Origin of the sequence: Natrinema gari JCM 14663 (genome assembly GCF_000337175.1) — an archaeon.
Taxonomy (GTDB): domain Archaea; phylum Halobacteriota; class Halobacteria; order Halobacteriales; family Natrialbaceae; genus Natrinema; species Natrinema gari.
Window position 1 is genome coordinate 37,933 of record NZ_AOIJ01000030.1, and the last position, 24,679, is coordinate 62,611.

The window sequence follows — 24,679 nt, forward strand, 5'->3', positions numbered from 1 at the left end:
TCGTATAGACGGTCACGGCCGAACCAGCGAATATGGAGACGCGCTGGGCGACCGTCGACGGCGTCACCCTCGAACTACCGGCCGACAGTACCGTCAACGAACTCCGGGACGCGCTCTACAAACCCGACGACGCGGTGCTGGTCGCGGTAACGGGTGATCTCGTCTCGGTCGTCCACGACGAGGATCGACGGCTCTCCGAACTGGTCGCCGGCTGTGCCGAGACCTATTACTTCCGGCGGCGGGACGGTCCCGAGCGAAACGACCTGCTGGCCGCGCCGGAACTCGAGGACGCACTGGCCGACTCGAGCGACGGCCGGGAGGTTGCCGAGACGACGTTCCAGCGGCCGGGCATCGACCACTAGTTCCGGCTGATTTCGACCGGGTCACCGACGCGGAGCGTCCGGCCGCGATCGGACGCGGGGACACGCGTGATAAGCATCAGCGAGTAGTAGTGATCGAACGCGTCGAGGTCGGCCCACTCGGGAAACGTCTCCTCTCGCTTTCGAACGAACCGCGTTCGGAACTCCTCGGTCGGGTCGCCCGTATCGGGATCGCGCCGGGGGACGACACAGCGGCCACAGGGTGTCACCCCGTCGAATCGGATGCCACCGATCTCGAACGCCGGTGCGTTCGCGCCGACGAATCGATCTTCCCAGAACGGGTCGACGCCGGCGACCTCGATGTTCGCTCGGAGTCGTCGTCGTGCACCCGCGACGGTCATCCCGTCGAACCAGGACGCGACCGTCTCGAGCGTCGCCGTACTGACCACCGACGGCCCCATCTCGCGCCGATCGACGAACCCCAGCGACGTGTCCCGCTCGAACGACAGTTCGACGTCGAAAAACTCGCTGAACCAGGTGGCGGCAGTTTCGCGGTCGGCCTCGAGATCGAACTGCCGCTCCTCGCCGTCGGACGTCTCGACCGCGAGCAGGCCCGTCGCGGGATCGTAATCGGTCTCGAGAGCGTGGACGCGCTCAGTCCGTTTGCCGTTGAGAACGTCACCACCGGTATCGAACAGTGCGTACTCCCTGTCGTGGGCCACCGTCCCGCCTTCGAGAACATCGGCCGCCTCGAGATCGATGCCGTCGAGTCCCTTCACCGGATACACCCTGAGCCGGGCAAGTCGCGCCATTGCCACCACGTACCGGGCGAACCCCTATCAGTCTTCTTTCGATCAGGATCGGAATGCAACTCACGGCCGCGGTTCGTGGCCCTCCATCGGCGATCGAACCGCGCAATCGAGCGATCGCTCGGAGCCGATCCCCGCGATCAGTCGATCGTCACGACAGGATCGTCGCGCTGATCGAACTCGACCGTTATCTCGTGGTCAGCGTACGAAAACCCGATCCGACCGGCCCGGCGCTCGCCCGATTCGGTCGTCGCAAAGATCGCTGCGAGGGCATCGGGATCGACCGCCTCGAACAACGGCGGCAACGACAGCGGATCGATGCCCTCGAGCGTCGCGACGCCGGTGACGATACGCTCGTGCACCTCGTCGGTGTCGACTGCGAGGGATTGGCCCATCGGTATCTACCGCCACATCGTGCTATTAATAACTTGCGGAACGACCGATTGTTGTGGTTATTACCGAACCAAACAAGTGTTGTCACGTATCGTTCGCGATCCGGGTCGGAGACCGCGGTCTTCGGCGGCTTACTCCGTGTCGAGTTCGAACTGTTCGTTCTCCGAGACGGAGTTGAGAACGATGCTCGTATTCGACTGATTGATGTCGGGATCGGTGATCAGCGTCTTGATCTGATCGTTCATATCGTCCGTGTCCTGAAACTTCCCGATGGCGATCACGTCGTAGTCACCAGTGACTTCGTACACCGAGATCATCTGCCGGTGCTCTCGCAGCGTCTCCGTGATCTCGGGGAGGGCGTTCCCTTCGGCTTTGAATTGCATGACGGCGGTGACGTCGTAACCGACGGCATCGTAGTCGACTTTCGGTGTGTAGCCCTCGATCACGCCCTCGTCCTCGAGATCGGAGAGGTGGTTCGAGACGGTCGTGACGGAGACATCGAGTTCCTCGGCGAGGCTTCGCAGACTCGCGCGGCCGTCGTCGAGCAGTTCGTTGACCAGATCGGCATCCAAGTGTTCGTAGGTCATTGTCCGATATAAATTCCTCCTCGTACTAGGGGTTTACGAATATCCAGTTCTATCCGGTTCTATTGAGACGGTGTTGCGATGTGTGCGGACAAGTCGTGCGGAGGGGTGAATTAGTGACCGGCTCCCGAGCCACCGTCGCGGTCGCTCGCCGGAGACACCACCGTCCCTCGGTGCCCGATTGACGCGTATATGACTCGCGAACAATTCAATGAACGCGGTCATAGAGACCGAGCCGAAACGACCCGTATGACCGACCTACTCGTGGGGGCAGTCCTTTTGCTCTGCCTCCTTCCGTCGCTGCTTTTCCTGGGGTTCTGGAATGGACTCGTCCGCATGCAACGGAGTTCACTGATCGCTCGGACGAACTCCCGTGCTGGCCACTCCGACCCTCGCGTCACGTGGAGCGATGTCATCGACGCGTACACCGATCCACGACACCGCTTTCTCGCGGCCCCGTCAGAACCGCAGTCGGCGACTACTCGTGACGGACGGTGTGCCGTATGTGCCACAGCGAACGACTCGATCGCGTCGTTCTGTCGCAACTGTGGCCACAAACTCGAGTGAGACGATCGCCCGCCGCTCACGGAGCGGTCGCCTCGTCGCTTCCTACCGGCCACGCGGGCGGATCGCCACCTGTGACCTGTCTCGGGAGCGAACGCGAGGCGTCCCGGAAATCGCCTCGCTTCGCTCGGACATCCGTGCGTCGGCTGCCGGAGCGTTCGCTCCCCGTTTCGTTACGTCGATCCTCAGGAGAATGCTCCGTCTGGGATTTGAACCCAGGTCATCGGCTCGAAAGGCCGAAATGATTGGCCGGACTACACCAACGGAGCGTGCTTCGCAACTGGTTGTTGCCGAGGGCTAATGAAAAACGTTCCGTTCCGATCCAGCAGTGTCACGAGATCACGCACGCTAACCCGTTATTTCGCCGACAACAGACGGTATCGCCCGCTCGCGGACGCTGACTACTACCACCCCTTGCTCTCGGTCAGCCGGGCGACCAGCTCGAGGCGGGAGAGCGAGCGTGGTCACCGAACCTTATCGGACCGGCGAGTCGCTGTCAGTACGAGGGTGAGAACCGTTGTCCGACGACCCGTCGAGCGAGACGACGCCGGTCTCCGAGGAAACGGGTCGGAGTGGGCGACGCTTTGTTTGCCGTGGCTGGACGCCCGGTCGTGGCCGTCGGCCGGGCAACACCCGCCTCCTCAATCCTTTTTAGCCCCTGCGCCCATTCCATTGAGCATGAAATACGTCCGCTTTCGCGATCCGGCCGGTGCGGTCCGCCGCGGCGAGTACGAGAACGGGACGGTTCGGTTCGGCACCGAGCGCTACGCGCTCGAGGACGACGATATCGATGTCCTCCCGCCGTCGGAGCCCTCGAAAGTCGTTTGCATCGGGAAGAACTACGCCGCCCACGCCGCGGAGTTCGACTCCGAGGTCCCCGACCGCCCGATGCTGTTCCTGAAGCCGCCGAACGCGCTCGCGGCCCACGGCGACACCGTGTCCCCGCCCGCGGGCAAGGACCGGATCGACTACGAGGCCGAACTCGGCGTCGTCATCAGCGAGCAGTGCCGGCACGTCTCCGAGGCCGACGCGATGGACGTCGTGGAAGGGTTCACCTGCGTCAACGATCTCTCGAATCGCGACGACCAGCGCCAGGAGCAAAACTGGATCCGCGGCAAGGCGTTCGACGGCGCTGCGCCCATGGGTCCCGTCCTCGCGACGCCCGATGAAGTGCCCGCCGACGCGTCGGTGCGGACGCGAGTCAACGGCGAGCCGAAACAGGACGGCTCCCGCGAGCAACTCATCTTCTCGATCCCCGAACTGATCGCCGAGATCACGACCTACCTCACCTTGGAGCCCGGCGACGTGATCGCGACCGGCACGCCCGAGGGCGTCGGGCCCCTGTCCGACGGCGACGAGATCGAGATCGAAATCGAGGGCGTCGGCACGCTCGAGCACGCTGTCCGGATTCCCTGAGTTGCGAGCCACGAACCGCGCCGCCGACGCGATCGGTGAACCTTTTTCGGGTCGCTCGAGGAACCACGAGGCATGACGGTCCGATTCGACGCGATAACGCTCGAGTGGCTCGGCCTCGCGACCGTCAGGCTCGAGGGACAGACCGGCGCGGTCGTCTACACGGACCCCGGCCCGGAACGAGCCGGCGTTCTGGACGGCTCCGAGCCTCGGGACGGGGATTTGATACTCGTTTCTCACGACCACCACTACGATCCCGACTCGATTCGACGGGTCGCTCGCGATGATGCACTGGTCGTCGTCCACGAATCGATCGACGGAAGCGAGATCGAGGGGATCAGCGAGCGACCCGAGGACCTGCCGTTCGATGTCGAACGCGTCCGCGCGGACGAGTCGTTCGTCCTCGGACCGCTCGATCTCTTCACGACGCCGGCGTACAACGACCCCGACGGGCCGCACACGAACGAGGAGGGCGTGCCCTATCACCCCGAGGGACGAGGCTGTGGCTTCGGCATCACGATCGACGGCGTGACGGTCTTTTGGCCCGGCGATACTGATGGCCACGACGTTCACGACACCGTGTCCGTCGATTGCTTCCTGCCGCCGATCGACGGCACAGTCACGATGGATCGCCACGCGGCCGCGTCGCTGGCCGACCGAATCGAGCCCGACCTCGTGGTCCCGGTCCGCTACGATACCGTCCCCGAGACCGAAGCCGACGTGGACGCGTTCGTCGTCGACGTCGCGAGACGCGGGATTCCGGTCGCCCTCGACGGATAGACGACACGACGGCCGCGCCGCGAGCGCCCCTCTCTCGAGCGACGAGCGCGGCTACGGCGGTCGTCACGGACACGTTAGAGGTGGTCGGGAAACACGTTGCGGTGGGATCAGACGCCCAGTCGCGACCAGACGAACACCGTGAGACCGACGAGTACCACCACTGCGAACGCCGCCCACTGCCCGAACCCGGTGTCCGCGATCGGTGCGAACAGATCGACGAGGCCGGTCCCTTGCAGGAGGCCCAGACCGAGCACCACCATGGCACCGATGGCGATGAGACCGATCGAGACGCCCTCCTTTAACATCCACGCGGTTTCGTCGGCCTCTTGGGCGGAGGAGGTCGTCGGCTCGTCGATCGCCTCCTCGTCGGGCTCGCTGTGCAACGGCCGTTCGCTGTCGTTGTCGTCGGCCATATCACGAGTCTAGCCGAGACGACCCGCCACAGACGGGAACCGATTGCACCTGCAGTCACAGGGCACCGACGGGAGACTCACCCATCTAACCGACATGATCGGTACCGATTCGAAAGTCGCACATTATAAGTGCCCCGTGGGGAATTCTCCGACAGTCATGATGGTTGTTACCATAGCCGGAGAGACGGTCCGACTCACCCCCGCGTTCCCGGGCAACGGGACGACACCCGGAACGATCGGTGATCCGGATGGGCAGTGAGGAGACGACGGTCCCCGAACCGGACCTCGAGTACCCGGAGCAGGACTGGCGGGGGTTTTTCAGGGAACACTTCGGCCCGTCGATGCTGTGGGCCCTGATCAGTATCGGTGGGAGCCACATCGTGCTCGCACCCACCCTCGGCGGGACCTTCGGACTCGTCGCGATCTGGATGTTCGGTCTCATCTACGCCGCGAAGTACGGTGCCTGGGAGCTCGGCATCCGGTACAACTACGGCGCGGGCGCGAACCCGATCGAAGCCTACGATCAGCTCCCCGGTCCCAAGAACTGGGCGCTCTGGGTGACGCTCCTCGTGTTCACCGGGATGTACACGTTCATCACGGCCAGCGTCGGAATGAGCACGGCCGCGTTCGTCGCCGCGCTCACGCCCGAGTGGGTCACCGCTCCCATCGCGTACGTCGTCTTCGTCGGCGGCGCGGGGCTGCTCGTCGTCGTCTCGCGGTACAGCCTGCTCGAGACGGCTCTGATCGCCTTTACCATCGCGCTGGGTCTGCTTGTCCTCCTGGGCGTGATCGTCGGCCCGCCGGCGGGCGATATCGTCCTCGAGACGGCCTTTGCGGTGCCCGATCCAACCGGGCCGGTCTTTGTCGGACTGTTCGCCGCCGCCGCGGGTTTCGCGCCGACCGGCTTCAGTACGAGCATCCTGATCGGGAGCTGGAGCATGGCGAAAGGCGACGGCGCGAGCGAACTCGAGGAGCGAGGGCTCGATCCCGACGACCCGAAACACCACGACTACATCCGGGCGTGGATCCGGACCGGTCGCCGCGACTTCAATATCGGCTACGCGTTCAGCTTCCTGCTGATCGTCGCCATGGTGATGCTGGCGTCGAACGTGCTCTATCCGGAGCCGCCGACGGATACGAACCTCGCGGTTGCGATCGGCTCAATCCTGAGCGACTCCTTCGGCGAGTGGTCGTCCTACGCCATGCTGCTCGGCGGGTTCGCCGCGCTGTACTCGACGGTCATCACGCTCCTGGATGGGGCTGCCCGCGCCACCGGTGACATCCTTCCGATGGCCCTCGAGAACGACGACATCGACAGCGAACGGGTACGAAAACTGGTCGTCGTCGGCGTCGTCGCCGTCAGCAGCGCGATGGTTCTCGCGTTGGGCGAGGTTCCGGTGACGCTGTTGCTCTCCGTCGCCGCGGTGTTAGCGGTCACCGAGATATTTTTCTACCCGGCCAACTGGTACGTCGTCGAGAAGAATCTGCCCGACCCGTTCCGTCCCTCGCGGGTCTGGCACGCGTACTACGTCGTCAGCCTGCTCTTGGTGTTGCTTTTCGGGGCGATGGGAGCGGCGGTTCGACTCGGGGTCATCGGTTGACTGCCCGGGTTGGAACGCCGACGGCTCCACGGAATTCGTGTCGCAGTCACCGACGGACGACGATGCGCAGTGACCGCCCGCTCGAGCGGATACGGGCCGCGAGCCAGCGGGGACGATCGGCCGCGATGCGAACGCGGAACGGAACCGTGTCCGCAATCGCCGTTCGCGGGGATCGGTCGCACTCGAGACACGGACAGCGACCTCGAAGCGGAACCCGATCGCGTCCGGCCCGACCCGTCTGTGGGGTCGCCGGGAAATCGGTCCAGCAGCCCGTCTCAGAGGACGCCCATCTCGTCCAGTCGCTCCGGCAGATAGGTTTCGGTCACGAAGTCGAGGCCGTGAGACGCCAGCGACTGCTGTTCGGACTTCTTCCCGAGGTCGAGTTGCAGTTCGATCTGTTCCTCCCAGTACTCGGTCTGGAACCGCGGGTCCTCGAGTTCGCTCTCTAAAGCGTTGATGTCCGAGTCGGAGAGCGGGTCGGTCGGCAGTTCGTACTCGACAATGTCGGCGGGCTGGATGCCGATGAAGTCCGCTTCGGGGGTCGCGAGGTACTCCGACAGGTGGGCGGACTTGATCGAGCCGTAGGCGACGGAGCCGTAGATGCGGTACGACCACGGGTCGCCGTCGGTAAACACGGTCACCGGGAGCCCGAGTTCGTCGTGGAGTCGCTTGGTGATCCGACGGGTCGCCCGCGCGGGTTGGCCCTTGAGATGGACGATCAGGGCGTTGTACTCCTCGTCGAACCCGTTCTCGACCAGTCGGTCCCGCATGCCACCGGTTTCGACGGCGAGAATGAAGTCGGCGTCACAGTCGAGAAACTCGATCGTGTCCGGGTTGTTCGGGATCTGGTACCCGCCCTCCCCGACGTCTTCCTGACAGTGGATCTCGCGTTCGCCCCGCCGGGTCTGCTCGCGGAGGTGCAGCGGCCCCATGAGGGTCGCACCGGATTCTTCGGGGCGCATGTGGAAGTCCTCGCGAGTGACCCCGGAGACGATTTCGAGGTCCTCGACCATGCTGTTGGACTCGTCCTGGTCGTTGAACTGGGCCTCGTCGTTGTCCCAACTCTCGGAGAGATAGTAGAGTTCACGCAGGGTCGACGAACGGTCCGCCTCGAGCTGGTCGGCGAGGAACTCGATCGTGTAGACCGCTTTCAGGAGCTTTCGCGCGCCGCGGACGGAGTTGGCCGATCGCGTCGACTCGCGGTCGCCGTAGACCCAGACATCCATCTCCTCGTCGTACTCGATGTTGTTCTTCGTCCGCGTCGGCACGGACATGTGGGGGATCTCGCCCAGTTCGAACTGGTCGTAGAACTGCGCCGCGAGATCGATCAACTGTTCTCGTGCCTGTTGGGTGTCGTCTGCGCTCATTGGTTTACGGTCAGTTTCTCGCTTTCGACGCCTTTGATGTCCAGATCGAACGTCGCGTCGGCCGGGACCTCGTACTCGAGGGCCGCCTCGTCGTCGCTTCCCACCTCGGGTTCCCACTTGACGAACCACTCGCCGTCCATCTCGACGACCGTCGCGCCGTCCGAGAGGGCGGTCGGCTCCGCCGAAACGATGTCGGTGATCTCGAGGGATTCGTTCGTACTCGAGTTGTTTTCGACCACGACCGAGACCGCCTGTCCGTCGCCGTTTTCGGTCACGTCGCGCTCGACGAGGACGTTGTTCATGATGCGGGCGATCGCGTCGTCGATGTCGGGCTCGTCGCGGCCGGTCACTTCGGCGACTTTTGTGGCCATCTCCGGGAGGATCTTCCCAAGGACGTTCTGTTTCTTCCGGCGCTGTTGCATCGACCGGCGCTTGTTGAGGTAGCTCTTGAGGTCGCGGGCCGCCTCCCTGATCGCGAGCTCGATCTCGTCTTCGATCTCCGGGACGTTCGCGACGGCGTCTTTCGACTCGCTCGTGAAGGGAACGTTCGTCGAGGCGACGTGGATCATGATTACGACCGGCCCGTTCGGCAGTCCGGAGCCCCCGGGCTGGTCGAGCCCGTAGTTGCGCCAGCCGATCGACTTGACCACGTCCGTCGTCGCACAGGCACCGCGCTGATAGACCAGCGGCACGCGGTTCGCGAATCGCATGACGTCGCCGGTACCCTCCGCCGGTAACTCGCCGCCGTAGGCGATCCCCGCCTCGACGATGAACGGATCGCCGCCGGAGACGCCCGCATCGCGGGTCGCGGAGGCGTAGAAGTCCGCATCGAACTCCTTCTTGAGACCGGCGGTGATGAGGTCCTCGGAGATCGGTGCGAGACACCGCGTCGGCGGTGCCATGATGTCGGTCGCGCGCATCGCGTCGACGAGGTCGCTGGTGGCGTCGCGGTCGCCGTCGAGTTCCCGGACGAGCGGCGGGTCGTCCGGCACGGTGGCCATCACGTCCCAGATCGCATCGGTGACGTTCCCGCGGGCCGTCTCGCCGAAGGAGACGTCGTCGTACTCCTCGGTGAGGTCGGCGACCCGGTCGACGTGTTCCCGGAGGTCCGTGCGGGTGAGTCGGTGGCGAACGTTCCCGCCGTCCTCCTCGTCGCTCTCGAGTTCGGCGTCGAACTTGGCGGCGAGTCGGTCGGCGAAGGCGTGGATGATCTCGTCGTCCTTGCGGGTACTCGTCGCCTCATCCGCGAGGTCGGAGAGGTCGGCGACCAGCCGGGAATCGCTGTCTCCCTCGGCCCCGTCGCTCTCGTCCGTCTCCGCGTCCGCCTCGGCGTCGATCAGTTCGAGCCAGACCGCTTCGACTGCGTTCTCGCGGACGGTGTCGCCGAACGTCGTTCCGTGCTCGTCCTCGACCGCTTCGGCCGCCGATTCGACCGTCTCGAGCAGTTCGTGGTGTGCGATGCGGTCGTGGTCGGCGACGCCGTCGGCGATGGCCGCGGCGAACGCCGCCGTCGCCTCGGCACCCTTGTTCGCCGTCGCGTCCTCGACCGCGGCGTGGAGGTCAACGGCCTCGTGTGTGGCCGGCGGCCGCCAGCGCATTTCGCGGCCGTAGTAGCGGTCGCGGAACGCGTCGATGATCGAGTCGGCGGTCTTCTTGCCGACGCGGGTGAACTCCTCCTGGACGAACCCCGAGACCGTCTGGGAGTCCGTCGCCGTCAGCATCTTCATCACGGTGCCGAGTTCGACGCCGTGGGGGTGGGGCCGGATCTCCTCGGTCTCCTCGGGAAGCTGGTCGGTCGCGCGCTCGAACTTGAAGTGTTCCTGCGGTTCGCGCAACTCGAGGCGGGCGTGGGGGTTGACGACCGCCGTGTGCTTGATGTAGTCGTGGAGTTGCTGACGGGCGCGCATGTTCGCCTCCATCTCGAGTTCGATGCGCGTCCCGTGGGGGCGATCCCAGGTGGTCGTCTCCTCGACGCTGATCTCGGGCTCGTTGGTATCGGTGTCGACGATGAGTTCGAAGTACTCGGCCTCCTCGGAGCCCTGCGTGCGACTGGTGATCTTGGCGGGTTTGCCGCTGGTCAGTTGGGCGTAGAGCACGGCAGCGGAAATCCCGATCCCCTGCTGTCCGCGAGATTGTTCGCGTGCGTGGAAGCGAGAGCCGTAGAGCAGTTTCCCGAAAACCTTCGGGAGCGATTCCTTGGTCAACCCCGGACCGTTGTCCTCGACGATCAGGCGATAGTAGTCGCCGACTTCCTGAATTTCGACGTAGATATCCGGGAGAATACCCGACTCCTCGGCGGCGTCCAAGGCGTTGTCGACGGCCTCCTTGACGGCCGTGACGAGGCCTCGAGCGCCGCTGTCGAAGCCGAGCATGTGCTTGTTCTTCTCGAAGAACTCGGCGATGGAGATCGACTGCTGGCTCTCGGCCAGCTCCTCGGCGATCCCCGGCTCGTCACCGAGTGTCGACTGGAACGACGTCATCGTCACCCTGTACTAACGGCGGGGCTAAAAGCTGTGTGCTACCGGAGTGAAAGTGAATCCGCAGCGGCGTTTTCACTGCGTCGGTGCCACAACCCGGGACGTTTGCGGGCTCCACCCCGTTAGTAGGTGATGATCCCGTAGTCGTCGGCGACCAGCGAACGGATGCTCGGGTGGCCCTCATTGTCGTCGATCGTGACGACCCCGGCATCGTCGATCGCATCCTCGACGCCGAACGCGCCCGCGCAGTAGTCACAGGCCGCCGCCTCGTCGCTGACCGACCGATAGAGGTCGTGGTAGTCGTGGTCCTCGTCTTCCAGTTCCGGAATCCACTGGGTCCCGGCCCCGTCGAAGATGAGTTCGAGGTCGTCGTCGGGGTTCTCGGCGAACTCCCTGGCCGCCTCGAGACCGTTGACGAGTCGCCCGGTATCGCTGTGCGATTCGGTGCCTGCCAGGATTACGATTGCTGCGTTCGTCATTAGGGAGGAAGGTATGCCGGTGGACTACAAAAGGGAACGGCGGTCGTGTGCCGCGGTCGAAGAGCCGTCGCGGCGGCGACTGTCAGTCGACTCGAGGCGTGCGATATCGGGGACGGAACGCGACGGGCGGTCTCATCCTGCCGGATGGTGTCAGTGATCGTGGCTGTGATCGTGATCGTACCCGCCACCCTGCGTAAACTGCCCCGAGAAGGCCCGCTGGACGACCTCCGAGAGCGCGGGGTGGATGTGGACCGACTCCCGGATGTCCCGAACCGTCCCGGAGCCGGCCGTCATCGCGACGACGACCTCCTGGATGAGATCCGAGGCGTCGGGACCGATGATGTGACAGCCGAGGATTTCCCCCTCGAGGTCGATGATCGGCTTGACGAACCCCTCGGCGTTCATCGCCGATCCGCGGGCGGTATCCTCGTAGCGGTAGGTCCGCTTCGCATACTCCCGCCCGGCGTCGCGAAGTTCTTGCTCGGTGAGGCCGACGCCGGCGACTTCCGGCGAGCCGAAGACGGCGAAGGGCATCGCCGAGTAGTCGACCGGCTCGAGGACCTCGCCAAACAGGTTCCGTGCGACGGCCTGCGCCTCGTGGTTCGCGTTGTGTTTCAGCAGATACTCGCCGACGATATCGCCCAGCGCCCAGACGCCGTCGGCAGTCGTCCGTAGGTACTCGTCCGTCTCGACGAAGCCGGCTGCGTCGGTTTCGATGCCGGCGGCCGCGACGTTCAGCGTGTCCGTGTTGGGAACGCGGCCGGCCGCGACGAGCAGTTCGTCGCCGGTGACCGAGACGGGATCGACGTCGCGTCCGTCCCCCTCGGGTTCCGGAAACGGGCGCGCTTCGACAGTGATCGACTCTCCCGACTGCATGGCCGCAGTGGCCTCGGAGCCAGTGTAGACGTCGAACCGGTCAGCGTAGCGCTCAGTGAACGCGGCGGCGACCTCCGCGTCGGCGTCGGGCAGCAGGTGTGGGCGGCGGCCGATGATCGACACGTCGCTGCCGAAGGTGCCGAAGAATCGTCCCAGTTCGGCGGCGATGTAGCCGCCGCCGACGATGACCAGGTGATCCGGCGGGGACTCGAGTTGGAGCGCCTCGCGGCTGGTGAGGGAGTCGACGGACTCGATACCGTCGATCGGCGGGACTGCCGGGCGGGTCCCGGCCGCCACGAGGACGGTGTCGGCGGTGAGCTGCTCGCCGTCGTGATCGCCGCCGGCGAGTTCGATCGTCCGCTCGTCGACGAACCGGGCCTCCGCTTGGTACAGGTCATGGCGGTCCGACGAGGCGAGGCCGCGCTCGATCGAGTCGGAACTGCCGTGGACGTCCGCGGTGACCCCGCGGACGATCTCGGCGAAGTCGACGTCCTCGACGGTCGCGTCGATGTGGAACGCATCAGCCTGCTCGATCGTTTCCAGCACATCGGCGTGATACAACAACCGTTTCGAGGGGATACAGCCCCGATTCAGACAGGTCCCGCCGAGCCGTCCCTTCTCGACGATCGCGACCGACTGGCCCTGATTCGCCGCCGCGTTCGCCACGTCGAGCCCCGATCCGGAGCCGATGACGAGGAAGTCGTACTCCTCCATGGGCGGCAGACGGCCCCCGAGGCAATGAATACCGGGCCGCGTTTCCGCGGGACCCGAGCGGAATCCGCGCCGGTGGTGTTCGAAAACTACCGAAAACCGACCCTGTGCTACTCCTCTACCGGCGGCCACTCCCAGGCGTCCGCCTCGACCACGCCGAGGAGTCGCCGTCGCCGGTCAGTCAGGTCGGCGAGCGCCTCGGCGAAGGCCTCGTCGGAAACGGTCGGGATATCGTCCTCGCGCAGGCGATCGAGGTCCGGCGCTCGCGGGACCGACGGCGCGGGATCGATGAACGACTCGTCCAACGTCTCGAGGTAGCTCCGTGCGCTCGAGCGCCCGTTTTCGACGAGTGCAGGGTCGAGCCCCGCCTCCTCGGGCATCGCGTATCGGGATAGCATGAGCGCCTCGTCGAGGATCGGAACGGCGACGGCCGAGGCCCGCTCGGCCTGCTCGCTGTGGTAGTAGTGCAGGATCGGGTAGGATTTGTGTTGTTCGGCGAGGGAACTGAGATCCGCCGCGAGCGACTCGACGGTCAGCTCGAGCCCGCGGAAATCCGTGCCGTTCCAGCCGGTTCGGAGGACCGCCTCGCTGCGGGTTCCCAACCCCGTCACGGTGCTGGCGAAGGAGCGTTTGTCGGCGACGGCACCGAGGACTGTCAGGACGTAGGAGACGCCGAGCGTGACGAAGGCCATTCCGGAGGCCGTCGTGAACGCGCTGGCGACCTCCCAGACGTTACCGCCGTACACGGGAGTGTAGTCGCCGTTACCGTCCGTGAACATCGTGTAGGCGACGTAGTAGAACCGCCCCCACCAGTCGGCGGGACCGCCGGTCCGGCTGTTGACGACGGCGAGGGGCTCGCTCGAGAAGATGATCGTCCAGCCGATCCAGATGAGGCCGATCCACATCGCGAGCGTAAGGATAAGAATGAGCGGGCCGGCGAGGCTGAGCGCCCGGTTGCGGTCCCCCGTCGCGGCGCGTAGCCCCTTCCAGACGCCGGTCGTGAACCGACCGGAAACGGGGCCGGAGCCGCCGTCGACCCACAGCGTCGTCCAGATGATGTCGACGATTCCGGTGCCGAGGACGGCGATCCCGACGACGAGAGAGACCGGGTTCATTCGGCGACCGCCCGCTCCTCGATGACCGCGGCCAGCACCTGCGCGATCTCGGCGTTGGTCTCGGGGCTGTAGTGGCCACCCTCACCGCGCTCGACGTACAGCGACTCGACATCGCCGTCGTCGGGGACGAGATGCGTGGCCATGTCGATCGTCGTCAACGCGTCGTATCGATCCTCGAGTCGCTCGAGCAGGTCGCCGTAGATGGGGCCGTGTTCTGACTCGTAGGTCGCGTACCGAAGTTGCTGGACCATCACGAACGTCGGCTCGAAATCCCGTTCGGCCGCGTAGTCGACGAACTCCTCGACGAGCGCATCGAAGAGGAACGCGTGGGTCTCGAACAGCCGCTCGTGATACCGGACGCGAGGGTGCTCCAGTCGCAGTGCCGACCGGGTCTGGGCGAGATCGAAGTCGATCCCCGGCAGCGATTGGCCGAGTCGCCGCTCGAGTTCCTTTGCGGCCGTATACGCCGCATACCGGACGTGTTCGTTCCGCTCGAGGAAGGCCGCGGTGTAGGGTCGGGTCGCGAAATGTGGTTTGAACCAGTGATCGTAGTGGAAGTCGTACTCCCGGAGGACGTCGGCTTTCGACTCGAGATCGAGCAACTCCGCCTTCTCGTCGACGGGGCTCTCGATCCGTTCTAACTCGCCGTCCTCGAGGACGTACCGAGGCTTGACCGCGAGGACGTTCCCGAACTCCTGATAGTGTTTCCAGACCGAGAGGATGCGCGCGATCGAGGACGCGGTGACGACCATGAACACGTGGTCGGTCGGGTCGTCCGGATACTGGCGCTTGAGCCGCATGAGCGCCTGGTCGAGGCCGTAGTTCCCGCCGCCGTAGTTGGCGACGTGAGTGTCGAGTTCCGCCGCGAGATAGTGTTGGAACGTCTCGTCGTTGTCGACCTCCCGGCAGAAGCAGTAGGAGTCGCCGTAGGTCGAGACGGTGAGCTCGGCGTCGGGGTCGCGCGCTGCCGCCGGACAGACCCGGCTCGCGTACTCGTCGGTGGCGTAGGTCACGACGCTCCGGACCTCCTCGCCGGGAAGATGGTCACCGGTGTCTTTCTGTTTTTTCCGGTTCGGCTGGGGACACCAGCCCAGTTCGGGGTCGAAGCTGCTGAACTTGTCCAGTAACTCCCGATCGATCTCGGGGAACTCCTCGGTGGCGACCGACGGAATCACTTCGAGCGCCCGATACGACACGACCTCGAGAACCACCGCACAACCGACGAGAACGAGCACGCCGGCGACGAGCGGAAGCATCGGCCCAGCCTACCAGAACGGGGGATAAGTCGATTGTGCTGGAGCATGCCACATTCGGAACGACGGCGACGGCCGTCCCGTTTCGCTCCGGTGGACCGGATCGGCGAGGGTCTCGACGGGCAACTCCCGACGAGGGAAGGGGGCAGTCGAGACGCACGAACGGTCCAGTGAGCGGGCCGAAAAGCAGTTCGGACGGCGGTGAGACCCGTTCCCGACGTCTCCACACCGGGACCGCTGACTCCGTCGCCCGCCAACGGGCCGCTCTCAGAGGAGGTCGACGATCGATCGAGTCAGCGATTCGGCCGTCACGAGCGAGATCAGGAACATCAGCACCACGGCGGCGAGGAAGACCGCTTGCTCGAGTCGACTCGGATCGACGTATCGCTTGATCGCCGCGAACAGCGCCAGCGCCGTGATCGGCAGGCCGATGACACCGTTGACCGCGGGCATCAGGAGCGCCAGTCTGACGGGTGTGAACTCGGTAAACGCCAGGATCGGGATCGCAAGGGCGACGGAGAGCCCGATGAGGAAGTGAACGGTCCGGCGGAAATGCATGTCGCCGAACTGCGTGTGCAGTGCGTAGGATTGGGGCACCATGAACCCGGCGGCGAACAGCGTGCCAGTCGCGCTGGTAAAGGATGCAGCGCCGACGGCGAGGACGAACACGCCGAGGACCCACGGTCCGATCATGTCCATGAGCGGCTGTGCGGGTGCGGTTAGCGTGAGCGTCCCGTCGGGAACGGCCATCGCCGCCGCGATGATCACCGTCGCGCTGAGGACGACGACGGCGGCCAGTCCGAACGTGTGGTCTTTCCGGTACCGGGAGACGGCCTCCCAGTCCTTTTCGTGTTGCATGCTCGTCTGAATGAAGAAGTTCGGATAGTAGACCGTCGTCCCCATCAGCGCGATGATCATCGTCAGGTAGTCGAAGTCAGCGGAAATCGTCGGGACGAAACCGAGGGCGACCCCTCCAAGCGACGGCTGGAGGTTCGCGACGATAACGAGATACGAGGCGAAGATCCCGAGCACGAGCGTGGCAATGACGCCCTCGATACGGCTGTAGACGCGGAGTTCGACCAGCGAGATCCCGAGCGCAGCCATGACGATAATTCCCACGTACAAGCTCGAGAGCGGGGTGAGAAAGACCAGTGCGGCCCCGGCGAGCGCGTAGTTGGCGACGCTCCAGAACTGCATGATGAATGCGATCCCGATGGCGAACGGTTTCGCCGCCGTCGGCCCGATCACGTCCCTGATGTACTCCATGAGCGGTTGGTTTCTCGCCGCCAGCCGGGCCGACATTTCGTGCATCGTTAGCCCGACGGCGAGCGCCAGCGGCATGACCCACAACAGACCGAACCCGAAGCTGACGCCCGCCTGCGTCAGAATGTACACGGACCCGGCTCCGAAAATATTCGCCGCAAGGAGGAGCCCGAGCCCGTATTGCTGAATGGTTTCTTTGGCCTTTTCGACGGAAACGTCCACCGCGGTACTGTGTTTTTCCATGAGTCGTGGCGTCCCGAAAAGCGGCAGGTGTCTCGGCCACCTCGAGCCACCGACGGCCGCCGGTCGCGAGGCGGGCCGGCCGGAATGCACGCACCTGTACGGAATGCTGTACCGGAACGACGGCCGGGGATCGGTTGAGGGGAACGCTTGAGATAGCAGACGGCTCTTTCGGTGGCCGGCTCGAGAACGGTCGTCGGCACCGGAATCCGATACGTGTCTTGGAAACGGGTGCGACGCCGTCGGACCGTGCGGACGACCGCCGAGCGGCTCCGAACGACCACGCCGCGATCCCGCGCTCGCGGCGTATGCTGGCAGTACGTTCTTGTGTGTCCGGGACGGACCGACCGTCGTAGGCCAGGTTGCCTTCAGAAGAAGGCCTATATATTTCTATCCCTTACCAGAGGTGAAGACTGAAATCTATGCAAGGACAATCCAATCAGCAGGCGTACGATCGGGGAATCACCATTTTCTCCCCGGACGGACGCCTCTACCAGGTCGAGTACGCCCGCGAGGCCGTCAAGCGCGGCACCGCGAGCGTCGGTCTTCGAACGTCCGATGGCGTCGTTCTCGCCGCCAATCGGCAGGTCAGTTCGCCGCTCATGGAACGCGAGAGCGTCGAAAAGATCCACAAGGCCGACGACCACGTCGGCGTCGCGAGCGCCGGTCACGTCGCCGACGCCCGCCAACTCGTCGATCTCGCTCGCCGCCGCGCGCAGGGAGAACAGCTCCGGTACGGCCAGCGAATCGGCGTCGAAACGCTGACCCGTGCGGTCACCGACCACATCCAGGAGTACACACAGACCGGCGGTGCCCGGCCGTTCGGCGTCGCCCTCCTCGTCGGCGGCATCGACGACGGCGAGCCGAAACTGTTCGAGACCGACCCTTCGGGGACGGACTACGAGTGGAAGGCGGCCGCCATCGGCGGCGATCGCGACACCATCCAGGGCTACCTTGAGGAGCACTACCGTGAAGACCTCGACGTCGACGGCGGCATCGAACTCGCCTTGAGCGCGCTCAGCGCGGCCGAGGACGACCTCGTCGACGCCGTCGACGTCGATGTCGCGACGGTCACGACCGACGACGAATCGTTCCACTCGGTCGAACCCGACCGCCTCGAGTCGATCCTCGCGGAGATCGACACGCCGGAGGAGACCGATGAATAACTGGAATCAGCCGTCGACACCCCAGGGGAACGGCGACCCGTCGCCGTACGAGCCCGAACTGGGCTCGCTTCCTGCTGGCAGCCAGGCGAGCGACGACTACGGCGAGAACGTCAACTCCACGGGGACGACGACCATCGGCATCACGACCGACGCGGGCGTCGTCATCGCGACGGACATGCGTGCCAGTCTGGGCGGGCGGTTCGTCTCGAACAAGGACGTCCAGAAGGTCGAGCAGATCCACCCCACGGGTGCGCTGACGCTGGTCGGTTCGGTCGGCGGCGCGCAGTCGTTCATCCGAACGCTTCGCGCCGAGGTCAACCTCTATGAATCGCGTCGCGGCGAGCCGATGCCCATCGAGGCGCTGGCAACGCTTGCGGGTAACTTCGCCCGCGGCGGTCCGTTCCGTGCGATCAACCCCATCCTCGGCGGCGTCGACGACGAGGGGAGCCATGTCTACAGCATCGATCCTGCCGGCGGCGTGATGGCCGACGACTACACCGTCACCGGCAGCGGGATGCAACTCGCCTACGGCCTCCTTGAGCAGGAGTACGAGGACGACCTCTCGCTCGAGGCCGCCCAGTCGGTGGCTGCTCGTGCGATCAAAAGTGCCGTCGAGCGCGATACCGTCTCCGGGAACGGCGTCTTCCTCGCGGCGGTCACCGACGAGGGCGTCGACATTCGGGGCCACGACGACTTCGACGCGGTTATCTAGGCCACGCACGGGGCCGTTCGTCCGGCGTTGTTCCGGCGCTGTCCTGGTCGCGCTCGCGCGCGTACACGTGACTTTTATTAGGGCCGGACTGCTATCCGAAAGCAGGTTTTACATGTCCCAGGAAAGCGAGTACGGAGCCGGACAGATTCAGGTCTTGGAAGGCCTGGAGGCTGTACGAAAGCGTCCGGCGATGTACATCGGCTCTACCGATTCTCGAGGACTCCACCATCTAGTCTACGAAGTGGTGGACAACTCGATCGACGAGGCACTGGCCGGCCACTGCGACGACATCACCGTCTCGATCCACGAGGACGGCTCGGTGAGCGTCGCGGACGACGGCCGTGGTATCCCCGTCGATACACACGAGGAGTACGACCGCCCTGCGCTCGAGGTCATTCTGACCGTCCTCCATGCCGGCGGCAAGTTCGACAACAAGTCCTATCAGGTCTCCGGCGGCCTCCACGGCGTCGGCGTCTCCGTCGTCAACGCCCTCTCCGAACGCCTCGAGGCCGAGGTCAAACGCGACGGTGTCTTCCGTCACGCGTTCGAGGCCGGGGAACCCGTTGGCGACATGGAGCGCGTACGCGACATGGAACCCGACGACGAAACGGGCACGGAGATCCGGTTCTGGCCGGATACCGACATCTTCGAGACCGGCGAGATCTCGTTTTCGACGCTGTCGAACCGGCTTCGAGAACTGGCATTCCTCAACTCGGGGGTTCGCATCACGCTCCGCGACGAGCGCGAGGAGACCGATGCGGGCGATCCAGTCACCGAGACCTACGAGTACGACGGCGGCATCCGCGAGTTCGTCAACTATCTGAACGAGACGCGCTCGGCGATGCACGACGACGTCATCTACTTCGAGGACGAAGCACAGAACATCCAGGTCGAAGTCGCGATGCAGGCCACCGAGGAGTTGCAGGGGTCGATCCACGCCTTCGCGAACAACATCAACACCCGCGAGGGTGGGACCCACCTCACCGGCTTCAAGACCGCGCTGACGCGGTGTGTCAACGACTACGCCAACGAGAACGACCTCCTCTCGGACCTCGATGACAACCTCAAAGGCGAGGACATCCGCGAGGGGTTGACGGCGGTCATCTCGATCAAACACCCCGATCCCCAGTTCGAGGGGCAGACGAAGACGAAACTCGGCAACTCCGAAGTACGGGGCATCGTCGAGAGCGCCATGCACGAGGGGCTTGGCACCTACTTCGAGGAACACCCCGACACCGCCGAGGCGATCGTTGCCAAAGCAGTCGAGGCCGCGAAGGCCCGGATGGCCGCCCAGAAGGCCGAGGAACTCACCCGCCGGAAATCCGCCCTGGAGTCCACCTCGTTGCCCGGGAAACTGGCGGACTGCCAGACCAAAGACCCCGACGAGGCCGAACTGTTCATCGCGGAGGGCGACTCCGCGGGCGGCAGCGCGAAACAGGCCCGGAACCCCGACTTCCAGGCCATCCTCCCCATCAAGGGGAAGATTCTGAACGTCGAAAAACACCGTCTCGATCGCATCCTCGAGAACGACGAGATCCGGAACATGATCACCGCCATCGGGGCGGGGATCGGCGACGAGTTCGACATCGAAGACGTCCGCTACAAGAAGATCATCATGGCGACCGACGCCGACGTTGACGGGGCCCACATCCGAACGCTCCTGTTGACGTTCTTCTACCGGCACATGCGCCCGCTGCTCGAGGGTGGGTACGTCTACGCGACCCAGCCGCCGCTGTACCGCATCCGGTATCGCGGGGAGACCTACGACGCGATGACGGAGGCCGAACGCGACGCGATCGTCGCGGAGAAATGTGACGGCACCCCTTCGCAAGTCCAACGGTTCAAGGGACTCGGCGAGATGAACCCCGAACAGCTCTGGGAGACGACGATGAACCCTGACAACCGCATCTTAAAGCAGATCACCATCGAGGACGCGGCCGCGGCGGACAAGATGTTCTCCGTCCTGATGGGAGACGCCGTCGAACCCCGCAAGCAGTTCATCAAGGACCACGCCCCCGAAGCCGAGTGGATCGACATATAGACGACGTGATGTAACCATATGAGTTCAGACGTACCCGATCCGACGGACGTAGAGGCACGGTCAGTCGAAAACGTCCGTATCGAAGACGAGATGGAGCAGAGTTACATCGACTACGCGATGAGCGTCATCGCCGGTCGCGCACTACCGGACGCCCGTGACGGACTCAAACCCGTCCACCGGCGCATCCTCTATGCGATGCACGAGATGGGTGTCTCGAGCGGCTCGAGCCACCGCAAGTCCTCCTCGATCGTCGGGGAGACAATGGGTGACTACCACCCACACGGCGACAGCGCGATTTACGACACCTTGGTCCGGATGGCCCAGGATTTCTCGATGCGATATCCGCTGGTCGACGGCCAGGGGAACTTCGGCTCGATGGACGGCGATCCGGCCGCCGCACCCCGATACACGGAGGCCCGGATGGCCCCCGTCGCCGAGGAGTTGCTCGAGGACATCGACAAGGATACGGTCGACTTCTCGGCGAACTACGACGACCGCCTCCAAGAGCCCGACGTGCTTCCGGCGGCGTTCCCGAACCTGCTTGTCAACGGGTCCTCGGGGATCGCGGTCGGGATGTCGACGAACATCCCGCCGCACAACTTGGGCGAAGTCATCGACGCGACGATCGAACTGATCGACGATCCCGACGCGACCGTCGACGACCTGATGGAGCACGTCAACGGCCCCGACTTCCCGACGGGCGCGAACATCGTCGGCCGGGATGCGATCTACTCGGCGTACAAGACCGGTCGCGGCCGCCTCCGCGTTCGCGCCGAGTTCGAGGTCGAGGAATGGAAATCGAACCGGGAGCGGATCGTCGTCACCGAACTCCCCTTCCAGGCCAACAAGGCTCGTCTGGTCGAGCGCATCGCCGATGACGTCAACGAGGGCGAGCTCGACGGGATCACCGACCTGCGCGACGAGTCCGACCGCGATGGTGTCCGTATCGTCATCGAACTCAAACGCGGGGCCAACGCCGAGGTCGTCAAGAACAAACTGCTCGAGAACCATCTCGAGCGAACGTTCGGCGTGATCAACCTCGCGCTGGTCGATGGCCAGCCGCGCGTGCTCTCGCTCAAGGAGACGCTCGAGGAGTACATCTCCCACCGTCGCGAGGTCGTCCGCCGACGCAGCGAGTACGACCTCGCGGAAGCCGAGGATCGAGCACACATTCTCGAGGGGCGGCTAACGGCCGTCGAGAACGCCGAGGACGTGGTCGAGTTGATCCGGGACAGCGAGACGCGGTCGGACGCGAAGGAGAATCTCCAGGCGGCCTACGACTTCTCCGCGGACCAGGCCGACCACATCGTCCGCATGCAACTGGGTAGCCTCACCTCGATGGAGGCCGCCGAGATCAACGAGGAGTACGAGGAGGTCCAGGCCGAGATCGAACGGCTGACGGCGATCCTCGAGAGCGAGGACGAACTGCTCTCGGTCATCAAAGACGAACTCCGCGAAATCAAAGACGAGTACGCCGACGACCGTCGGACCTCGATCATCGAAGACGAGGGGACGGTCACTCACGAGGATCTCATCCCGGAAGAGGAGGTGTTCGTGGTCATGACCGAAGACGACTACGTCAAGCGGATGCCGATCGAGCAGTTCGACCCCCAGGGTCGCGGCGGGAAAGGGATAATCGGCGCGGACGTCAAAACGGACGACAGCGTCTCGACGGTCTTCCGGGCGAACACTCACGATTACCTGCTGTGCTTTACGAATCAGGGTGCAGTCTACCGGCTCAAGACCTACGAGATCCCGGAGATGGGACGGACCGCACGCGGGAAATCCGCCGTCAACATCCTCGATCTCGATCCCGGTGAGGACATCACGGCTATCGTCGACACGGACGCCTTCGGCGACGACGAGTTCGTGACGATGGCGACCCGGAACGGCTACGTCAAGCGGACCGCCGGCGAGGAGTTCGACAACATCCTCTCGACGGGCATCATCGCCGCGGACCTGGAAGACGGCGACGAACTCGTCGACGTCGAGGTCACCGACGGCTCGCAGGACCTCGTCATCGCGACCGAAGGCGGCATGACGATCCGCTTCGACGAGGCGGAAGTCCGAGCGATGGGCCGGAACGCACGCGGCGTCAACGGCATCAAACTACAGGAGGGCGATGCCGTGGCTGGCCTCGTCGCGACCGACGAGGACGACGAGCAGGCGCTGTTGACCGTCACGGAGAACGGCTACGGCAAGCGGACGCTGCTCTCCGCGTATCGTACCCAGTCCCGGTACGGCAAGGGGCTGATCGATATCAAGACCGGTGAACGAAACGGTCCCGTGACGGCCGTCAAGGCGGTCGACGACGACGATCAACTCGTGGTGATGAGCGAGCGCGGCCAGATCGTCCGGACCCGCGTCGACGAGATCTCGACCGTCGGCCGCAACACGATGGGCGTGATCGTCATGGAAGTCGAAGACGATGACGCGGTCGCCGCGGTCGACGACATCCCCGCGTCGGCGACCGCCGACGACGCGTCCGACGCGGCCGACTAACGCGTTTTCGGCGGCCGAACACGACTCGAGACAGGCAGTTGGGGTCGGTCGACGGCAGGAGAACGAACGGTCGCGGAGTCGCCGAGATGTCCGCTGCTCGCGCGGCCGTCATACGAGCGGAGATCAAGAGACGGTGGCAACGCTCGAAGAGAGGGAGAACGCGGCCGCCCGGCGGATCAGTGAGCCGGTTCCTCGGCGGGCGCGACCATGTCGTCGATCCGCAGGATGAGGATGTTGTTCGTGTCGTCTTTGCCGTCGACTGTCCCCTCGATGAGGAGCTTCGAGAGCGGCGTCGGACCGACGGTGACGGAGTCGTCCTCGTGAATCTCGCTGAGTGTGCCCTGAATGTGGACCTCCGCGCGGCAGAGTTCCGGATGGTGAACGCTCGAGAGGTCGATCTCTTCGATGATGGTGTCGTCGATGGGCTCGCCCTCGTGTTGCATCGGGACGGCGGCGGGTTCGTCCATCTGCTGGATCTCGAGGGCCTCGTAGGCGGCTGCCGTCGGTTTGTACCCGCCTTTCGGGCCGGGGACGCCTTCGACCAGTTGGAGGGCCTTGAGGCTCTGCATCTGGTTGCGGATCGTCCCCGGGTTGCGGTCGACCTGTTCGGCGATATCCTCGCCTTTGATGGCGTCTTCGGTCTCCTTGTGGAGGTTCGTGAGCGCGCGGAGAATTTTCTTCTGGCTCGGCGTGAGTTCGATTGATGACATAGGTATTTATTCGTATTTGGATTCCTTAAACCCGGCGGGTCAGCGGAATCGTTTCGCCAGGATTGTGACGTTTGAATCGGGTATGGGAAGGTGTTTCTCTTCGTTCGTCGGGGAGAGTAGACTGTGGAGTCGCTTGCCAGCGAGTTGGAAAGAGCGGGTCGCAGTCCGGATCGGCTACGCCTCGGGCTCTGCGGGCGCTGCGACCCAGACGTGGCTCGCGACGGACTCCGGCAGTGACACGGGATCGTCGGCCTCGCTCGAGCGGGCCGTCACCATCCCGAAGGGCGCGATTTCGATGATCTCGAGTTCGACGCCGGGTTCGACGCCGTGCTCGGCGAGATAGGAGAGGACTTCCGGATCGCGGTCGGCGACCTCGGCGACGGTCACGACGGTCCCCTCCTCGAACTCGGCGATCGATTTCCCCTCAGGCCGCGTCGGGGGTTCGAGGTCGGCGCTCGGAATCGGCGAGCCGTGGGGGTCGACCTCGGGTTCGCCGAGGGCGTCCGCGACGCGCGCCTCGAAGTCCTCGCTGATGTGGTGTTCGAGTCGATCGGCCTCCGCGTGGACCTCCGACCAGTCGTAATCGAGGTGCTCGGTGAGGTAGGCCTCGAGCAGCCGGTGATGGCGGACGATCTCCAGGGCGACGGTCTCGCCCTCGTCGGTCAGGGTCACGCCACGATACTTCTCGCGATCGACGAGTTCCCGGTCCTCGAGTTTGTCGAGCATACTGGTGACCGTCGGCGACGTGACATCCAGCTCCTCGGCGATCTCAGAGGTCTTGATCCGATCGTCGGTCTCGCGTTGAAGCTGGTAGATCGCTTTGAGGTAGTCTTCCATCACGTCGCTCAGCATCATGCTATGCCGAGTTTAGACGGGTCTAACCCTAAAGC

General features: G+C 64.6%; 22 protein-coding genes and 1 tRNA gene. 9 read left to right on the forward strand and 14 right to left on the reverse strand.

The annotated features are described in order from the left end of the window. Nucleotides 1-32 precede the first annotated feature (32 nt). Nucleotides 33-362 (forward strand): hypothetical protein, encoded by a 330-nt coding sequence (locus C486_RS01140; protein ID WP_008452101.1) that lies wholly within the window; start codon nucleotides 33-35, stop codon nucleotides 360-362. Here C486_RS01140 and C486_RS01145 read toward each other — a convergent pair. The 3 genes from C486_RS01145 to lrp all read right to left on the reverse strand — a co-directional run bounded on the left by C486_RS01145 (nucleotide 359) and on the right by lrp (nucleotide 2,109). Beyond that, nucleotides 359-1,132, reverse strand: coding sequence for an MOSC domain-containing protein (locus C486_RS01145; protein ID WP_008452102.1), 774 nt, complete (start codon nucleotides 1,130-1,132; stop codon nucleotides 359-361). The genes C486_RS01140 and C486_RS01145 overlap by 4 nt on opposite strands. A 137-nt stretch (nucleotides 1,133-1,269) precedes the next feature. Further along, the gene (locus tag C486_RS01150; protein WP_008452104.1) at nucleotides 1,270-1,524 is read right to left on the reverse strand and encodes a HalOD1 output domain-containing protein; all 255 of its coding nucleotides are present in this window, start codon (nucleotides 1,522-1,524) and stop codon (nucleotides 1,270-1,272) included. Nucleotides 1,525-1,653: 129 nt separating this feature from the next. Further along, nucleotides 1,654-2,109, reverse strand: coding sequence for an HTH-type transcriptional regulator Lrp (gene lrp, locus C486_RS01155; protein ID WP_008452106.1), 456 nt, complete (start codon nucleotides 2,107-2,109; stop codon nucleotides 1,654-1,656). A gap of 246 nt (nucleotides 2,110-2,355) precedes the next feature. Between lrp and C486_RS22725 the strand changes: the two genes are divergently transcribed. Further along, the gene (locus C486_RS22725; RefSeq protein ID WP_008452108.1) at nucleotides 2,356-2,673 is read left to right on the forward strand and encodes a hypothetical protein; all 318 of its coding nucleotides are present in this window, start codon (nucleotides 2,356-2,358) and stop codon (nucleotides 2,671-2,673) included. A gap of 191 nt (nucleotides 2,674-2,864) precedes the next feature. On the opposite strand, the gene C486_RS01165 is transcribed toward C486_RS22725, so the two are convergent. Then, nucleotides 2,865-2,939: transfer RNA gene (locus C486_RS01165), tRNA-Glu, on the reverse strand. Between the two features lie 409 nt (nucleotides 2,940-3,348). Here C486_RS01165 and C486_RS01170 point away from each other — a divergent pair. Both C486_RS01170 and C486_RS01175 read left to right on the forward strand, forming a co-directional pair. Beyond that, the gene (locus C486_RS01170; protein WP_008452110.1) at nucleotides 3,349-4,086 is read left to right on the forward strand and encodes a fumarylacetoacetate hydrolase family protein; all 738 of its coding nucleotides are present in this window, start codon (nucleotides 3,349-3,351) and stop codon (nucleotides 4,084-4,086) included. 72 nt (nucleotides 4,087-4,158) lie between these two features. Continuing rightward, entirely contained in the window at nucleotides 4,159-4,863 is a 705-nt protein-coding gene (locus C486_RS01175) for an MBL fold metallo-hydrolase (RefSeq protein ID WP_008452112.1), read from the forward strand. Nucleotides 4,864-4,970: 107 nt separating this feature from the next. Here C486_RS01175 and C486_RS01180 read toward each other — a convergent pair whose 3' ends face one another. Continuing rightward, nucleotides 4,971-5,276, reverse strand: coding sequence for a hypothetical protein (locus C486_RS01180; protein ID WP_008452114.1), 306 nt, complete (start codon nucleotides 5,274-5,276; stop codon nucleotides 4,971-4,973). Nucleotides 5,277-5,524: 248 nt separating this feature from the next. Between C486_RS01180 and C486_RS01185 the strand changes: the two genes are divergently transcribed. Then, nucleotides 5,525-6,877, forward strand: coding sequence for an Nramp family divalent metal transporter (locus C486_RS01185; protein ID WP_008452116.1), 1,353 nt, complete (start codon nucleotides 5,525-5,527; stop codon nucleotides 6,875-6,877). Between the two features lie 275 nt (nucleotides 6,878-7,152). Here the strand turns inward: C486_RS01185 and C486_RS01190 are convergent, their stop codons facing one another. From C486_RS01190 to C486_RS01220, 7 genes are all read right to left on the reverse strand, one after another. Further along, a complete protein-coding gene (locus C486_RS01190) occupies nucleotides 7,153-8,244 on the reverse strand; it encodes a DNA topoisomerase IV subunit A (protein ID WP_008452118.1) in 1,092 nt (363 codons plus the stop codon). After that, nucleotides 8,241-10,724, reverse strand: a complete 2,484-nt coding sequence (locus C486_RS01195) for a DNA topoisomerase VI subunit B (RefSeq protein ID WP_008452119.1) — start codon at nucleotides 10,722-10,724, stop codon at nucleotides 8,241-8,243. Before C486_RS01195 ends, C486_RS01190 begins: the two co-directional genes overlap by 4 nt. A gap of 119 nt (nucleotides 10,725-10,843) precedes the next feature. Beyond that, a complete protein-coding gene (locus C486_RS01200; RefSeq protein ID WP_008452121.1) occupies nucleotides 10,844-11,200 on the reverse strand; it encodes a DsrE family protein in 357 nt (118 codons plus the stop codon). A gap of 150 nt (nucleotides 11,201-11,350) precedes the next feature. Continuing rightward, nucleotides 11,351-12,790, reverse strand: a complete 1,440-nt coding sequence (locus C486_RS01205; protein WP_008452123.1) for a dihydrolipoyl dehydrogenase — start codon at nucleotides 12,788-12,790, stop codon at nucleotides 11,351-11,353. A 107-nt stretch (nucleotides 12,791-12,897) separates the two neighbouring features. Further along, nucleotides 12,898-13,902 carry a hypothetical protein gene (locus tag C486_RS01210; protein WP_008452125.1) on the reverse strand — a complete coding sequence of 335 codons (1,005 nt, stop codon included), beginning with the start codon at nucleotides 13,900-13,902 and terminating at the stop codon, nucleotides 12,898-12,900. Continuing rightward, nucleotides 13,899-15,158: a hypothetical protein gene (locus C486_RS01215; RefSeq protein ID WP_008452126.1), complete on the reverse strand. Its 1,260-nt coding sequence runs from the start codon at nucleotides 15,156-15,158 to the stop codon at nucleotides 13,899-13,901. The genes C486_RS01210 and C486_RS01215 overlap by 4 nt, the downstream gene beginning before the upstream one ends. A gap of 264 nt (nucleotides 15,159-15,422) precedes the next feature. After that, nucleotides 15,423-16,661, reverse strand: a complete 1,239-nt coding sequence (locus C486_RS01220; protein ID WP_008452128.1) for an NRAMP family divalent metal transporter — start codon at nucleotides 16,659-16,661, stop codon at nucleotides 15,423-15,425. A 419-nt stretch (nucleotides 16,662-17,080) separates the two neighbouring features. Here C486_RS01220 and psmA point away from each other — a divergent pair, with 419 nt between their 5' ends. From psmA to gyrA, 4 genes are all read left to right on the forward strand, one after another. Beyond that, nucleotides 17,081-17,824, forward strand: a complete 744-nt coding sequence (gene psmA / locus C486_RS01225) for an archaeal proteasome endopeptidase complex subunit alpha (protein ID WP_008452130.1) — start codon at nucleotides 17,081-17,083, stop codon at nucleotides 17,822-17,824. Then, nucleotides 17,817-18,536: an archaeal proteasome endopeptidase complex subunit beta gene (gene psmB, locus C486_RS01230; RefSeq protein ID WP_008452132.1), complete on the forward strand. Its 720-nt coding sequence runs from the start codon at nucleotides 17,817-17,819 to the stop codon at nucleotides 18,534-18,536. The genes psmA and psmB overlap by 8 nt, the downstream gene beginning before the upstream one ends. Before the next feature lie 112 nt (nucleotides 18,537-18,648). Then, the gene (gene gyrB, locus C486_RS01235) at nucleotides 18,649-20,577 is read left to right on the forward strand and encodes a DNA topoisomerase (ATP-hydrolyzing) subunit B (protein WP_008452133.1); all 1,929 of its coding nucleotides are present in this window, start codon (nucleotides 18,649-18,651) and stop codon (nucleotides 20,575-20,577) included. An 18-nt stretch (nucleotides 20,578-20,595) separates the two neighbouring features. Next, complete coding sequence (gene gyrA, locus C486_RS01240) at nucleotides 20,596-23,079, forward strand: DNA gyrase subunit A (protein WP_008452135.1); 2,484 nt, start codon at nucleotides 20,596-20,598, stop codon at nucleotides 23,077-23,079. A 176-nt stretch (nucleotides 23,080-23,255) separates the two neighbouring features. On the opposite strand, the gene C486_RS01245 is transcribed toward gyrA, so the two are convergent. Together C486_RS01245 and C486_RS01250 are read right to left on the reverse strand one after the other, a co-directional pair. Beyond that, nucleotides 23,256-23,789 carry an Rrf2 family transcriptional regulator gene (locus C486_RS01245; protein ID WP_008452137.1) on the reverse strand — a complete coding sequence of 178 codons (534 nt, stop codon included), beginning with the start codon at nucleotides 23,787-23,789 and terminating at the stop codon, nucleotides 23,256-23,258. A gap of 174 nt (nucleotides 23,790-23,963) precedes the next feature. Further along, nucleotides 23,964-24,644: a metal-dependent transcriptional regulator gene (locus C486_RS01250; RefSeq protein ID WP_008452138.1), complete on the reverse strand. Its 681-nt coding sequence runs from the start codon at nucleotides 24,642-24,644 to the stop codon at nucleotides 23,964-23,966. Nucleotides 24,645-24,679: the final 35 nt, after the last annotated feature.

Excerpts from the sequence above, each read along its gene's own strand:
- lrp (WP_008452106.1), bottom strand. The coding sequence starts at position 2,109 with ATGACCTACGAACACTTGGATGCCGATCTGGTCAACGAACTGCTCGAC.
- C486_RS01190 (WP_008452118.1), bottom strand. The coding sequence starts at position 8,244 with ATGAGCGCAGACGACACCCAACAGGCACGAGAACAGTTGATCGATCTC.
- C486_RS01175 (WP_008452112.1), top strand. The coding sequence starts at position 4,159 with ATGACGGTCCGATTCGACGCGATAACGCTCGAGTGGCTCGGCCTCGCG.
- C486_RS01220 (WP_008452128.1), bottom strand. The coding sequence starts at position 16,661 with ATGGAAAAACACAGTACCGCGGTGGACGTTTCCGTCGAAAAGGCCAAA.
- C486_RS01215 (WP_008452126.1), bottom strand. The coding sequence starts at position 15,158 with ATGCTTCCGCTCGTCGCCGGCGTGCTCGTTCTCGTCGGTTGTGCGGTG.
- C486_RS01205 (WP_008452123.1), bottom strand. The coding sequence starts at position 12,790 with ATGGAGGAGTACGACTTCCTCGTCATCGGCTCCGGATCGGGGCTCGAC.
- C486_RS01185 (WP_008452116.1), top strand. The coding sequence starts at position 5,525 with ATGGGCAGTGAGGAGACGACGGTCCCCGAACCGGACCTCGAGTACCCG.
- C486_RS01150 (WP_008452104.1), bottom strand. The coding sequence starts at position 1,524 with ATGGGCCAATCCCTCGCAGTCGACACCGACGAGGTGCACGAGCGTATC.
- C486_RS01145 (WP_008452102.1), bottom strand. The coding sequence starts at position 1,132 with ATGGCGCGACTTGCCCGGCTCAGGGTGTATCCGGTGAAGGGACTCGAC.
- C486_RS01245 (WP_008452137.1), bottom strand. The coding sequence starts at position 23,789 with ATGTCATCAATCGAACTCACGCCGAGCCAGAAGAAAATTCTCCGCGCG.
- C486_RS01210 (WP_008452125.1), bottom strand. The coding sequence starts at position 13,902 with ATGAACCCGGTCTCTCTCGTCGTCGGGATCGCCGTCCTCGGCACCGGA.
- psmA (WP_008452130.1), top strand. The coding sequence starts at position 17,081 with ATGCAAGGACAATCCAATCAGCAGGCGTACGATCGGGGAATCACCATT.
- C486_RS01170 (WP_008452110.1), top strand. The coding sequence starts at position 3,349 with ATGAAATACGTCCGCTTTCGCGATCCGGCCGGTGCGGTCCGCCGCGGC.
- C486_RS01180 (WP_008452114.1), bottom strand. The coding sequence starts at position 5,276 with ATGGCCGACGACAACGACAGCGAACGGCCGTTGCACAGCGAGCCCGAC.
- C486_RS01250 (WP_008452138.1), bottom strand. The coding sequence starts at position 24,644 with ATGATGCTGAGCGACGTGATGGAAGACTACCTCAAAGCGATCTACCAG.
- gyrA (WP_008452135.1), top strand. The coding sequence starts at position 20,596 with ATGAGTTCAGACGTACCCGATCCGACGGACGTAGAGGCACGGTCAGTC.
- C486_RS01200 (WP_008452121.1), bottom strand. The coding sequence starts at position 11,200 with ATGACGAACGCAGCAATCGTAATCCTGGCAGGCACCGAATCGCACAGC.
- gyrB (WP_008452133.1), top strand. The coding sequence starts at position 18,649 with ATGTCCCAGGAAAGCGAGTACGGAGCCGGACAGATTCAGGTCTTGGAA.
- C486_RS22725 (WP_008452108.1), top strand. The coding sequence starts at position 2,356 with ATGACCGACCTACTCGTGGGGGCAGTCCTTTTGCTCTGCCTCCTTCCG.
- C486_RS01140 (WP_008452101.1), top strand. The coding sequence starts at position 33 with ATGGAGACGCGCTGGGCGACCGTCGACGGCGTCACCCTCGAACTACCG.
- C486_RS01195 (WP_008452119.1), bottom strand. The coding sequence starts at position 10,724 with ATGACGTCGTTCCAGTCGACACTCGGTGACGAGCCGGGGATCGCCGAG.
- psmB (WP_008452132.1), top strand. The coding sequence starts at position 17,817 with ATGAATAACTGGAATCAGCCGTCGACACCCCAGGGGAACGGCGACCCG.